Source organism: Geobacillus sp. B4113_201601, from assembly GCF_001587475.1.
Taxonomy (GTDB): Bacteria; Bacillota; Bacilli; order Bacillales; family Anoxybacillaceae; genus Geobacillus; species Geobacillus icigianus.
The window spans coordinates 6711-19485 of the sequence record NZ_LQYX01000101.1 but is presented as its reverse complement, the minus strand read 5'-3'; the positions used below and the strand labels follow the sequence as shown (position 1 = coordinate 19485).

The following is a 12775-nucleotide window of genomic DNA, read 5'->3' as shown; positions in this document are numbered from 1 at the left end:
TCACGTCAGCTCCTGTGTCTGCCGCCTCGCATGCTGCTCGGTTAAAAAACGAACCAATTCCTCATACGGAAGCGGCGGGGAAAAATAATACCCTTGCGCCTCATCGCACCGTTTTCCTTGCAAGTAAGCCGCTTCAGTCTCTGTTTCTACCCCTTCAGCCAGCACTTTTACACCTATATTATGCCCGAGGCGGATAATGGCGGGCAAGATGACATCTTTTTTTCCTTGAATATGCTGGACGAACGAGCGGTCAATTTTCAACCGGTCGATCGGCAAATCGGTCAGGTAGCTGAGCGAGCTGTAGCCGGTGCCGAAGTCGTCCATGCTGATCGTTACCCCGAGCGCTTTTAGCTTCGGCAGGATATCGAGCGCGCGTTCAGTATCCATCGTCATTCGCTCCGTAATTTCCAAATCTAAATGGTGCGGTGGCAATCCGATCTCATCGAGCAGGCGAGCCAATTTATCCACAAAACGGCGGCTTTCGAATTCGTACGGCGATAAGTTGACGGAGACAGACAAGTGGGGAAACTGGCTGAGCAGCTGCTTCGTCTGCCGGCATGCCGTACGCATAACCCACTCATTGATCGGAATGATCATGCCGGTCTGCTCTGCCAAAGGAATAAACAGTGACGGCGGAATCATCCCTTTTTCCGGATGACGCCAGCGAATGAGCGCCTCCATGCCGATCACGCTTCGGTCGTGCAGCCGAATTTGCGGCTGGTAGTACAATTCAAACTCGTCCCTCTCAAGCGCCCGCCGCAAGTCGCGTTCCATCGCCATGTTTTCATGCAACCGATTGGCCATCGGCTCGGTAAAAAACACAAAATCACTGACTGCTTTTTTCCGTACTTCATAGCGGGCGATGTCCGCTTTGCGGATCAACGTTTTCGCTTCTTCCCCATCTTTTGGGTATATGCTAATGCCAGCGTTCACCGTGATGTACAATTCGATTCCGTTGACTATAATCGGCTCATCGGCTACCTCGACGAGTTGCTTCGCCATTTCCTCCGCCTTTTCCAGCGAGCTGTCTGGAACGACAGCGAGGAATTCATTTCCGCTCCAGCGCCCGATGATCATCCCCGCCTTTTCTTTCCACACCTGCGCCAAGTACAGCAATACTTCATCGCCGACGGCATATCCGTAAAAATCGTTGATCGTCTTAATGCCAGACACTTCAAAAAAAATAATTGCTGCTTCCTGGCCGTTTCGTTTCGCCTGCGCCAAGCAGCGTTCGACGGTCTTGTACATCGCTTCTTTATTGGGCAGGCCTGTCAGCTCATCATGATTGGCAATGTATCGAATCCGCTGTTCCTTCTGTTTTTGCTCCGTCAAATCACGGACAGCGGCCACCGTCACATTTTCCCCTTCGTAGTCATAGCGGCGGCGCACGATTTCCGCTGGAAACACCGTCCCGTCTTTCCGACGCAGGTCCATCTCCAGACGTTCGCGCTCCTCATGCGGCTGGCTGAACTTGATAGAGCCGTGAACGATCAATTCATCGATCGGCAAATGAATGAGCTCGCTTTCTGCATAACCGAGCAGACGGCAGGCCGCTTCGTTGACTTCAATAATCCTCCCGTTTGCGTAAACAATAATGCCTTCCATCGTCATTTCCGCCAAGCGCCGCAACCGATGCTCGTTGGCCGCCAGCCTCTTTTTGTAAGCGGCGAACGCCTTCCGCTCCATTTGTTGATGCAAAGCAAGCAAATAAATGGCAGCAGCGATAAAATAAACGGCCATCATCATACCCATCGCTTTTTGCCGCTCTTTTTGCAGCCGATGTTCGTATATCGCGGCATCATAATCGATGCCAACGACGGCGTCGACCGTCCCATCCGCACGGCGCACCGGCATAAACGCGCTGATGCTCCTTCCCCATTTATCGGTCGTTGGGCGCGGCTGCATCGCAAAGTGGCCGCCAAATGCCTTGTCGATTTCCGGAACATCATAGCGATAAATCGTTCCGGGCGACACCGCTTGTTCCTTGTCGCTGTCAATGCGCCCGTTTCGATTGTAATCTGTCGGCGGCGCGACGACAAAATACAGTTGGCCGTTTTTATTCTTTTTCATCGTGTATATGCTCAGCACGCGGCCGCGGGATTGCCAGCGCTCCAGCGCGGCGATGATCCCGTCATACACAGGCAGACGGTCTGCGTGCTCATCGAGGCGCTCATGCCCCATAGCGGCCAAATCGCCGGCGACCATGGCCGCCACTTGCTTCGCATTTTCCTCGTATTCGCGATGCTCATGCTGTTCCATATAATGAATATAGCCCTCTCCAGCCCCGAGAAACAAAAGAGAAACCATGGCAAAACCTGTCGTCAACTTCGGCGCAGCTCGCCACGGCATCCGTTTCCAATGTCGTTTCGCCATCCAATGCCCATATATATAGACAACACCCGTTATCAACAACCATCCGAAGACATAGAACGCATATTCTATATGATTCGACATGATTCATCACCGCCACCTATTTTTCGACTCTCCTCTTTTTTTCAATTATACGGCGGCATTCCCTGTTTTCGCCCCCCTCCCCCGTTCCTATTCATTCGACAGCTTGCGACATTCATACACAGAGCATAGGACAATAGTGTCAAACAAGCGAGGCGTTGCTACAGGAAAGGGGGGACGATCAATGGCGCACAAAGAAGCACGTCGGTAGGATGAATCATTAGGACGAAGTACTATATCTGTAACTGTATTGTAACATTATTTAATTCAACTGTAAAAAACAACACAGCTTTCCTCTGCTATACTAGAAACGTCGAAACGAAACGGAGTTTGTCGGGGGTTAGGAAATGATGAAAAAATGGCTCACGTTTTTGTCGGTATCGATAACCTTTCTTTTTTCCTCCTTCTTTGTAAACACTTCCAACATAGATGCTGCCGCCAATAAAACGCGGCTCATCGCTGAAGCGAAAAAACTGTTGGGCACCCCTTACCGCTATGGCGGCACAACACCCAAAGGATTCGATTGTTCTGGATTTGTCTACTACACCCATAAAAAAGTGGGCGTTATCTTGCCGCGCTCTTCGAAAGCAATGTATCAAAAAGGTACATACGTACATAGGTCGAAATTGCAACCCGGCGATTTGGTGTTTTTCAACACATCAAAGGGGGGAAAAGGCGTCTCCCATGTAGCGATTTATATCGGCAACAATCAAGTCATCCACGCTGTATCGCGCGGTGTGAAAATCGACAATTTGAATAGTCCGTATTGGAAGCCGAAGTATATGGGAGCCAAGCGGCTGTAACGTTTGTCTTATAACAGCATAGAAAGCAGGTGAAAACCGGCTGATCCCCCTTAGTCAATCGGTAAATCGGTAAATGAGCGGAAAGCAGGACCGATGCAACAAGATTTTTCTAATTAGGAAATAACATGTCTCCTCACCAAAAGTTGTACTTGATTTTTTCATAACATACCCTTACTTATATGTCCAAGAATTATGTTTTGCATACACTTGTTCAGAGAAGTGTGCCGTCTGTCAAGTACATGTTGTAGTGATGAACCAATACCATTGCAAAGCCAGATCCCCGATTACATCACCAGCCTCATAGAGTGATTTCAAAAAAAAGCGGCTCTCCGCAATCGGAGAGCCCATATTTATTCATAGGGGATCGGGGGAATACTTGGAAAACGTTACGCTATTATTCCTTTCCCCTTTTTTCATTTTTTATACACAAAAACAAAAATTTTTCTTTCCTTCATCAGCTACGCCGCCGATCCCCCCTCGTGTCTCCCACCTCACCGTCATAAACAACTGTTTCGTGTCGAATGTTATAGATGATGGGCTGTCTGTTCATCGAACTTGGCAAAAGAGAGGTGTTTTGGTTGTTTGTTTCTTCAGAGCTCGGCATTGACTTAGGCACGATGAATGTCCGGCTGTTTAGCCAAACGAAAGGGCTCATTTTTGACGAACCAGCGGCGGTCGCCTATCATCGCCAAGCGGACAAGCTCATCGCTATCGGCCAACGAGCAAAAACGATGATCGGCAAAGCCCCGGCCCACGTCGAGGTCACCTATCCATTGCAACATGGCGTGATCGCCGATTTTGAGCGCGCCAAAACGTTGTTGCAGGAAGTGTTTAAACAGTCTAGCAGACAGCTTGGCCTCTCCTTCAAAAAACCGAACGTCGTCATGAGTGTCCCGTTTCACGCCACCTCCGTCGAGCGCCGTTCTTTTTACGAAATCGCCAAACATTGTGGAGCCAAACATATTCACCTGATTGAAGAGCCGGTAGCCGCAGCCATTGGCGCGGATTTGCCGGTCGGTGAGCCTGTCGCCAATGTCATCGTCCACTTGGGAGCCGGAAAAACGGAAGCCGCGATTATTTCGTTTGGCGGCGTCGTTGCCTGCCGCTCGCTCCGCATCGGCGGCAACCAGCTTGATGAAGACATTATGCAATATGTTCGCCAGCGCTACAATTTGTTAATCGGTGAACAAACCGCTGAACAAGTGAAAATCGAAATCGGCAGCGCTCCCGGGACGTCTTTGACACAAGGAATGACGATTCATGGCCGCGATGTGGTCACCGGATTTCTTAAAGCCATTTCTCTTGATCCCGCCGAAGTGCAGCATGCCTTGAAAGAATCGCTTCTGCAAATCGCCGAAGCCATTCGCGCCGTCCTTGAGGAATGCCCGGCCGAACTGAGCGGCGATATTATCGACCGCGGCATCGTTCTCACTGGGGGCGGGGCCTTGCTTCGCGGCATGGAACAATGGCTTGGCGCCATGCTGCATGTGCCGGTGTATGTGGCCCCCAACCCGGCCGAGGCGGTCGCCATCGGCACCGGCAAAGCGCTGCGGGCGATGCCGAAACAGCTCGGCGCGGCGCTGTAGCGCGCTCCTTTCTCCCAAAAACGAGCGAGCCGCCGCCTGATGCAGGTGGTCTTCGCCTTTCATCATGAAAACCGTGTGTCACCGTTTGGCCACACCGCCCATGAGCGCAACGGAAAGCTTCGCCACCATCACGAAAAACCCCGCTTCCATGGCGGGGCTTTTCGTTGAACATCGGACTTGTTGATAGCGGAAAAGGGGCCGGGCTTGGCGCCTCGCTTCCGGGCCAAGCCTCATCCCCCTTTGTTCCCGTCTATGGAATCATCCACGACAATACCGTCGATTGCAAGTATACAAGAATGCCGATCAAAATGATTAAAAATACGCTATGTTTGACCGTAAAGCGGAACAAGTCGGATTCTTTGCCCGTTAAGCCGACGGCCGCGCAGGCAACGGCGATCGACTGCGGCGAAATCATTTTCCCGACGACGCCGCCGGAGGAGTTGGCCGCCAACGCCAGCACTGGATCCATGCCGATCGATGTCGCCGTCACTTTTTGCAAGTTGCCAAACAACAAATTCGACGATGTATCGGAGCCGGTGATAAACACGCCAAGCCAGCCTAAAATCGGCGAGAAGAACGGGAAGAACGACCCTGTTTTCGCCAGCGCCATCCCGAGCGTCGTGCTCATACCCGATGAGTTGGCGATATAGGCAAAGCCGACGACCGAAGCGATGGTGATAAGCGGGTATTTCAGCTCATTCAACGTTTCCGCAAACGTCCGCGCCCACTCTTTCCATGAAATGCCGACAATGAACTTGCTCACGACCGCAGCGAGCAAGATGGCCGTGCCGGCCGCCCCAAGCAGCTCAAGCTTATACACCGCCGCAATCGGTTGGCCGCTCGCGTTCAAAATTTGGTTGTTCAACCCCGGCACCGGCGGCATAAACGTTAAATGCGAGCCAATCGCATTGACGGCCTTCAGCAACCCGTTCGTTCCTTCATAGTGGCCGGTGAGCGCCGCCTTCACTTGCGGGATGCCCCAAAGCGAGATCAAAGCTGTCAGCACGAGAAACGGCGACCACGCGCGGAACACTTCCCCGCTGCTGTGCGTTGTACGAACCGCTTGCCCGGCAGCCGCCACCTCCGACTCGGTCGCAAAGCGGAATATGCTTTTCGGCTTCCAATAGTGCAAAAAGACAGCCAACGCGACGATCGACACGAGCGAGGACAAAATGTCCGGCAGCTCCGGTCCTAAAAAGTTCGACGATAAATATTGCGTCAGCGCGAACGACACACCGGAGACGATGATGGCTGGCAGCACCTCAACTATTTTTTTCCATCCCGCCATAATGAGGACGAGATAGAACGGGATGAACACCGATAAAAATGGCAGCTGCCGCCCGACCATTTTTGAAATTTCCATCGCCGGCACGCCGGTCGGCCCTTCCATCGAGATGATCGGAATCCCGACCGCCCCGAACGCCACCGGAGCCGTATTGGCGATCAAACAGAGGCCCGCAGCGTAAAGCGGGTTGAACCCTAATCCAGCAAGCAATGCGGCCGAAATCGCCACCGGTGCGCCAAACCCGGCTGCCCCTTCCAAAAACGCCCCGAACGAAAAGGCAATGAGCAGCGCCTGTAGCCGCCGGTCTTCGGTGAGCGAAATGACCGAGTTGCGAATGATGTCAAAATGGCCGGTCTTCACTGTCAGCTTATATAAAAAGACAGACGTAATGATGATCCAGCCGATCGGGAGCAATCCGTACACCGCGCCTTGCGTCACCGACATGACCGCTTTTCCGGCCGGCATCCTGTAAGCGATTACAGCCAATACAACAGCAAGCAGCAACGTCGTCAGCCCCGCAACATGCCCTTTCATCCGTTTGACGGCCAACGCCCAAAAGAAATACAAAATCGGAATGAGTGCGACAATCGCCGATAACCAAAGCTGATCAGCAATTGGCGTAAAATCTTGCTTCCACATGCGGTTTTCTCCTCCCCTTTGTGCCCGACTTGCGGCGTCTGCAAATAATCACCCACTTATTTTCCCTTTCACTCTTCTAGTCATCAGATGACCGGATAATAGAGCTATCTGTCTCAAATTATAAAAGCGTTTTCAACAAAAGACAATAGGTATTTTTCTATTTTTTCGAACTTTCGATCGTTATGTTTCCTCACGCCGATGTTGACAGGCAGCGGGGATGACCATCCTGCTTGTCGATACGGTCAAAGTTTCTTGACGATGTTGACGACAACCCAGCCCGTCGCCTTCACACTTCGCCATGCGCGATGATGGAATGACTGGTTTTCCACGAACCGCTGACGCCCTCGTCTACCGGCAACAAAAAGCGCTTGTCTCGAGCGATGATGCTGTATCATAATAGACAGTGCAGGAGCTTTCCTTCCTCACAATCGGAAAGCTACTTTAATCGTATTTGAGGTGGATCCATTGGCATTTAAACGGATTAAAACAAAAAAAATTTACGAAGAAGTGGCGGAAGCCATTTTTGATATGATTAAAAACGGAGAGCTAAAACCTGGTGATAAACTCGATTCCGTGCAGCAGCTGGCCGAGCAGTTTCAAGTCGGACGGGCGGCCATTCGCGAGGCGCTCACCGCCTTGAAAGCGATGGGACTGATCGAGCTCAAACACGGGGAAGGAACGTATGTACGCGAGTTTGACCCAACGGTGATGACGTTTCCTTTATCGATTGCCGTCTTAATGAACAAAGAAGATATTTGGCATTTGCTTGAAGTGCGCAAACTGCTCGAGGCAGGCGCCGCCTCGCTCGCCGCCGCCAAGCGGACAGACCGCGACCTCGATGCGATGACCGAAGCGCTTCGCCAAATGAAAGAAGGGATTGGCAGCGATGAGCTTGGTGAAAAAGCGGATCTGGCCTTCCATATGGCGATTGCGGCGGCGTCGCAAAATCCGATGTTGATGAGTATTATGAACAGCGTTTCCGGCATGATCGTCGAAACGATGCGGGAGACGCGCCGCATATGGCTGTTTTCGAAACAAACGACGACCGAAAAGTTGCTTGCCGAACACCAAGCCATTTTCGAAGCCATCCGCGACCAAAATCCGGACGCCGCCCGGGCGCGCATGCTGGAGCATTTGACCAATGTCGAAAACGTGCTGCGTCGCTACATTCGCACTCAGCAACCGGACTGAGTGCGTTTACTGTGAAAATCCCGCCGGCAAGCGATCATTTTCACCCCCGGGTGGAGGACAGACCGCCGCCCATGGATCTTTCCGTAAAAATGCAGGACTGACGCGAGATTTTCATGCTTGGGTGGAGGACAGACCGCCGCCCATGGAACGTTTCCATGAAAAAAATCCTTTCTAACGTAGATTGTCCGTTAGAAAGGATACCGCGTTTTTAGTGATACACAAAGACCAAAATTCTTAACTTGATGGGGATAGGGGCACCCTGTTTGTCTCTTAGGGCATGGAAATTACTGTAACAAAAAAATACTCATCTACAGTTTATTTAATACTATCATTTACATTTATTATAATTTTTCCCGAGTGCATACGATTCTCCATTAGTGCATGAGCATTAGAAATTTCGCTTAACTCAAATACATGACCTATTTTTATTCTTAAATCCCCCTTCGAGATAAGTCGAATAACAGAATCTGCAATATGTTTTAAGTATTCTGGCCGCTCTTTTCTGGTTGTTCCCAAGCTGAAGCCGAGAACAGAACGACAACTTGCATGAACCTGATTTGTTAGAAATGTTCCCGGCTTCCCACTAGAATTACCAAAATGAATAAGACGCCCATAATTAGCTAAACAGTTCATACTCTGTTCAGAAACAGTACCGCCAACCGAATCTAAGATAACATTTACTCCTTGGCCATCTGTTCGTTCTTTTACTTCCCTAACAAAATTTTCATACGTAAATACTTCATCTGCTCCTGCATCTATTGCAATAAATGCTTTTTCTATATTTCCAACACTCCCAAATATTTGTTTAGCACCGAATATTCTTGCCAACTGAATAGCTGTAGTGCCAACACCCCCAGATGCAGAATGAATAAGTACGCTTTCTCCTTCTTGGATACGTGCCAAGTATTTCAGCAACGCATAGGATAAAAAACTGACAATCGGACATGCTGCCGCTGTCAACATATCCATATTATCTGGAATAGGAAATACAAGTTTTTCATCAGCAACAACATACTCCGTATAAGAACCATTTGATGGAAAAGCTATAACTCTTTGACCGACAGATATACTTTTCACTTGTTCCCCTACTTCAACAACAATACCTGCAGCATCTAGACCGAGAATTAACGGAAATTCTCCTTTAGCTTTTTTCCCTGTCCTATTTTTGATATCAGCGAAATTTAAACTTGTTTTGCTAACAGCAATAATAACTTCATTTGGTTTGGGTTTCGGTTCTTCTATGTCTTTTAATTTTAATACTTCTACTCCACCAAATTCCTCAATCACAACCGCTTTCATTACTAATTCACTCTCCTTACCATACATTTGTATATACATGCAACATGAAGAGTTCACCTCTCCGTTATCCTGTACACCCTAAGCGCTGTATCATTTCTTCCAAAGATCCTAAGGCCACGGGAGAGGAAGCTCGTTGCAGGAGAAGCCAAATGTTCATTTTTCAATGAGCATATATATAGTTTTCTGGGATCAAATCTAACCTTCATTCCAATTTCAGAATCGATAAGCTCTCGTGAACTAGTCGCCATTCCTTCTGGTGTAACATCTTTCCATCCTTTATTGATTAATTCCTCAGGATCCTTTGGCAAGTTATTTGTAGAAAATTTCGCTTTACCTGTACCCTTAATGGAAGAATTACTTGACTTGGGTTCCCTTGGGTGTAAAGGATTCATTCGACAGTGCAAACAAAAAATCCTCCCGATTTTCATCGGAAGGGGCCGAAATGTCAGGAATACTCAACAACCGTGCTAATCTTTCGTTCTTCGTTTTTTATATAAAGCCAGACCAATTATAGAGGCAACCACTCCGCTGCTAAAACTCACTCTAAGTACATTTATAATATATTCAGGTATTTCTTTATACTCTGTTGCCGTCACCCCTCCTGTCATATAGGTTACTGTTTTATAGGGGACAAATATCAAGGCTAAAGTGATTCCTATGACAAAACCGTACATAAAACCTTTTTCAATAAAATTATTCAATATGCATTTCTCCCCTCTATTAAAGTTTTGAACTAATGAGCATTTTTATTACAATAATTTCCACACTCTAAAAAACAAACACGTACCCCTTAGGAGACATCGAGCTGTTTTTGGTAGTTAAAGCGTCGACAAGATGAACGAGAGGCTTGATGACCGGCTTCGAGAAATCAAGCGCCAATCCCAGCATCATGAAAAACTTGTGGATTCCTTGATGATGTGCTCATCGATTCATGAGATATGAACCTGCTTGTGGGTAGTTGGTAGCACACTGATTCTAACCAAGGAATCGGGTTCATGCCTCCTTTTTTGTTTGGTTGTCAATTTATGTTAGCAAATTTGCTCATCTACAGTCAACTTATATCGATGTTGACATTAACTTATTGACCATGGCTAGCGATCCGCAGCACGATCAAAGAAAATATCCTCCAACGTCGCTTTTTCTACTCTTGCTTCATATATATCAATATTTTGACCCGACAAATAATGAATCAGCTTTGGAATGTCTGATTCCCGCCAAAGCTCACAACATAAATAGTCACCCGATGTTTGCACATTGGAAATAAAATCGCCGACATCGCGTTTTAACAAGTGCACAATAGAATGCTGCTCATCTTTCTTTATTTTTATCAATAACTGAATCGCTCGTTTATACATCCCTCTTAACTGTTCCATCGTCCCAATTTTCGAAATGACCCCGTCTTCCATAATCGCAATCGTATCGCATATTTTTTCTACTTCAGAAAGATTATGTGATGTTAGAAAAATCGTCATATCATTAGAAGCAAGTTGCTGAATAAGTTGCTGAATTTCGGCAGCCGATTCCGGGTCCAGACCAGAAGTCGGTTCATCGAGAAATACAACTGACGGTGTTCCTATGATCGCTTGGGCAATCCCAAGCTTCTTTTTCATACCAAATGAGTAACTGCCGACCTTTTTCTTCTCATGCCCTTTCAATCCTACACTATCTAATATAGTCAACGCATCAACCTTTTTGAGTTTCACGTTTTTCAATTTCGCAAAAAAGGTTAGATGTTCTAAAGCTGTGAAATCATAATAATAGTTTGCCGCATCGGGCATAACACCGATCATCTTCTTAATCTCGTTCATTTCTTTGTTCGTTTTCCCGCCAATCACAAAACTCCCTTCGCTAGGAAGCGTAATTCCTGTGAGCATGTTAATGGTCGTTGTTTTTCCTGCTCCGTTTTTGCCTAAAAAGCCGAAAATTTCGCCCTTTTCTACATCAAAAGTAACCCCTTTAACGACATAATGATCTTTAAATTTCTTTTTTAGGTTATGAACTTGTATCATTTTCATTACAAATCTCTCCTTTTAAATACCGCTAAGGCGATTAGCAGCATAAGCGCCGCGAAACAAGCAGGGACAAAAGTATAATAGCTTCCTTTCATAATGTAGTAATAAGGCAACACATATTTAACAATTTTTAAAACAAATTGCTTAGATGCGATAGACCATATCCCTAACACCGGTATAGCAATCCCTAATAAAATAGCAATGAATGTAGTATGGGATGGTTTTTTTACCACCAATGAAAGCAATATCGTCACACCGATAGCGTAGGCAAGAAAAGAGATCATTTTCAGAAAATCAAAAACAAACAGTTGTCTCGCAAACAAAGCAATGACAGTAAATGAACTTAGCACACAGACGAACCAAAACAAAAAAATCCCTAGAAACTTTCCAATTACAATGGCATTTCTTGAAGACTTTGTAACTAAAAAACGAATTGTCTGATTTTCCACTTCCCGATTTATCACATCATGGGATAACGATAAGACAAAGAGAAACCCAAAAAACATCACAAGTGCACGAATGCTGGAGACATACACGGATTCGCCTTGATCTTGTTGCAATAATTCTAAGTTATTGCTGAAAAATTTAGACGCGGCAAAACTCACAATCAGAAAAAACAAAATCACAGCAATCGACTTAAAGCTTTTAAATAAGCTTTTAAATTCTTTTTCAATAATGGCTCGCATGAATCATCACCTACTTTGTTCTCTTTTTCGAACTAAGCACAGAAACGAAAAGTACTGCAACAATAGCGATCAATATAAGTAACGGAAAATAATCATCTACAGTTCACGTATAAACTAATGATATTCATGCCATTGTATTGTCCTTAAATCATCATATTGTTCATCTTTAGAAAAGCCATAGTAATATTTTGGCTTTTTGTCGGAAGAAAGAGCTATTGGGTTGATATCTCTTTCATTAAACTTCCCTTCCCAGTAAAAAATCTCGATATTCCCCAAATGCATTGGACGCAAAAATCTTTCTCCATCCGGACCAGCTTCAACATATTTAATCTTATTTGTATTTGTTTTAAAAGCCAACATAAGTATATTAATGGTTTGATCATTTATCTTGGCGTAGCCCACCGTTTCAATATCATTTTTTAGATTCGATTGATAATTAAAGGCTATCTCACTTTTCCATAATGGACCAAAAGGCTTAGATATGACAGTTTTATAGGATTGATCGTTATCTCGAAAAATATATATTTTGTTTTCACGAGCACTTATTTCTTTTAGTAATATAGCATTCTTGTGTATATAATTGTTTTTCTTAGCAGCATCTAAAGGAGTAAGATATAGATCCCCAAAAGATATCATACATACAAATACAAAAACTACTATAAAGAAGACGATACCTACAAGATTTTTAACAGATTTTCTTTTGTTCATAAAGACCCCTGCCTAATAAAATATGGTATTGTCAAAAGTCTATCCTCCACACTCACGGTTTTCCCTTGAATCTCACACTTCGCGTCCTGAATAAAAATTCGAATTTTGATGCTAC

The 12775-nt window shown here is 46.3% G+C and carries 11 protein-coding genes and 1 pseudogene; 3 read left to right on the top strand and 9 right to left on the bottom strand.

Annotated features, from left to right (window positions below; translation table 11 throughout):
* Positions 1–2454, bottom strand: a complete 2454-nt coding sequence (locus tag B4113_RS14670; protein WP_061912614.1) for a bifunctional diguanylate cyclase/phosphodiesterase — start codon at positions 2452–2454, stop codon at positions 1–3.
* 347 nt (positions 2455–2801) lie between these two features.
* Between B4113_RS14670 and B4113_RS14665 the strand changes: the two genes are divergently transcribed.
* Positions 2802–3254 carry a C40 family peptidase gene (locus B4113_RS14665; RefSeq protein WP_061912637.1) on the top strand — a complete coding sequence of 151 codons (453 nt, stop codon included), beginning with the start codon at positions 2802–2804 and terminating at the stop codon, positions 3252–3254.
* Between the two features lie 578 nt (positions 3255–3832).
* Complete coding sequence (mreBH, locus tag B4113_RS14660; protein WP_061912636.1) at positions 3833–4840, top strand: rod-share determining protein MreBH; 1008 nt, start codon at positions 3833–3835, stop codon at positions 4838–4840.
* Positions 4841–5090: 250 nt separating this feature from the next.
* On the opposite strand, the gene B4113_RS14655 is transcribed toward mreBH, so the two are convergent.
* On the bottom strand, positions 5091–6764 hold the full coding sequence (locus B4113_RS14655) for an L-lactate permease (RefSeq protein ID WP_061912613.1): 1674 nt from the start codon (positions 6762–6764) through the stop codon (positions 5091–5093).
* 465 nt (positions 6765–7229) lie between these two features.
* Here B4113_RS14655 and B4113_RS14650 point away from each other — a divergent pair, with 465 nt between their 5' ends.
* Complete coding sequence (locus B4113_RS14650) at positions 7230–7955, top strand: FadR/GntR family transcriptional regulator (protein ID WP_061912612.1); 726 nt, start codon at positions 7230–7232, stop codon at positions 7953–7955.
* A gap of 315 nt (positions 7956–8270) precedes the next feature.
* Here the strand turns inward: B4113_RS14650 and B4113_RS14645 are convergent, their stop codons facing one another.
* The 7 genes and pseudogenes from B4113_RS14645 to B4113_RS14625 all read right to left on the bottom strand — a co-directional run bounded on the left by B4113_RS14645 (position 8271) and on the right by B4113_RS14625 (position 12660).
* A complete protein-coding gene (locus B4113_RS14645) occupies positions 8271–9254 on the bottom strand; it encodes an NADPH:quinone oxidoreductase family protein (protein WP_061912611.1) in 984 nt (327 codons plus the stop codon).
* Positions 9255–9307: 53 nt separating this feature from the next.
* Positions 9308–9658, bottom strand: a complete 351-nt coding sequence (locus tag B4113_RS19665) for a hypothetical protein (protein ID WP_153017166.1) — start codon at positions 9656–9658, stop codon at positions 9308–9310.
* A 63-nt stretch (positions 9659–9721) separates the two neighbouring features.
* Complete coding sequence (locus B4113_RS14640; protein WP_051962763.1) at positions 9722–9955, bottom strand: hypothetical protein; 234 nt, start codon at positions 9953–9955, stop codon at positions 9722–9724.
* Positions 9956–10055: 100 nt separating this feature from the next.
* Positions 10056–10187, bottom strand: a pseudogene (locus B4113_RS19660) (IS701 family transposase); the annotation flags it as partial.
* Between the two features lie 158 nt (positions 10188–10345).
* Complete coding sequence (locus tag B4113_RS14635; protein WP_061912610.1) at positions 10346–11269, bottom strand: ABC transporter ATP-binding protein; 924 nt, start codon at positions 11267–11269, stop codon at positions 10346–10348.
* A complete protein-coding gene (locus tag B4113_RS14630; RefSeq protein WP_061912609.1) occupies positions 11269–11952 on the bottom strand; it encodes an ABC transporter permease in 684 nt (227 codons plus the stop codon). The genes B4113_RS14635 and B4113_RS14630 overlap by 1 nt, the downstream gene beginning before the upstream one ends.
* Before the next feature lie 114 nt (positions 11953–12066).
* Entirely contained in the window at positions 12067–12660 is a 594-nt protein-coding gene (locus B4113_RS14625; protein ID WP_033020624.1) for a hypothetical protein, read from the bottom strand.
* Positions 12661–12775: the final 115 nt, after the last annotated feature.

Bases quoted from the DNA above. Each gene is read 5' to 3' on its own strand.
- B4113_RS14630 (WP_061912609.1), bottom strand. From the start codon at position 11,952: ATGCGAGCCATTATTGAAAAAGAATTTAAAAGCTTATTTAAAAGCTTT.
- B4113_RS14645 (WP_061912611.1), bottom strand. From the start codon at position 9,254: ATGAAAGCGGTTGTGATTGAGGAATTTGGTGGAGTAGAAGTATTAAAA.
- B4113_RS14625 (WP_033020624.1), bottom strand. From the start codon at position 12,660: ATGAACAAAAGAAAATCTGTTAAAAATCTTGTAGGTATCGTCTTCTTT.
- B4113_RS14670 (WP_061912614.1), bottom strand. From the start codon at position 2,454: ATGTCGAATCATATAGAATATGCGTTCTATGTCTTCGGATGGTTGTTG.
- B4113_RS14635 (WP_061912610.1), bottom strand. From the start codon at position 11,269: ATGAAAATGATACAAGTTCATAACCTAAAAAAGAAATTTAAAGATCAT.
- B4113_RS14655 (WP_061912613.1), bottom strand. From the start codon at position 6,764: ATGTGGAAGCAAGATTTTACGCCAATTGCTGATCAGCTTTGGTTATCG.
- B4113_RS14665 (WP_061912637.1), top strand. From the start codon at position 2,802: ATGAAAAAATGGCTCACGTTTTTGTCGGTATCGATAACCTTTCTTTTT.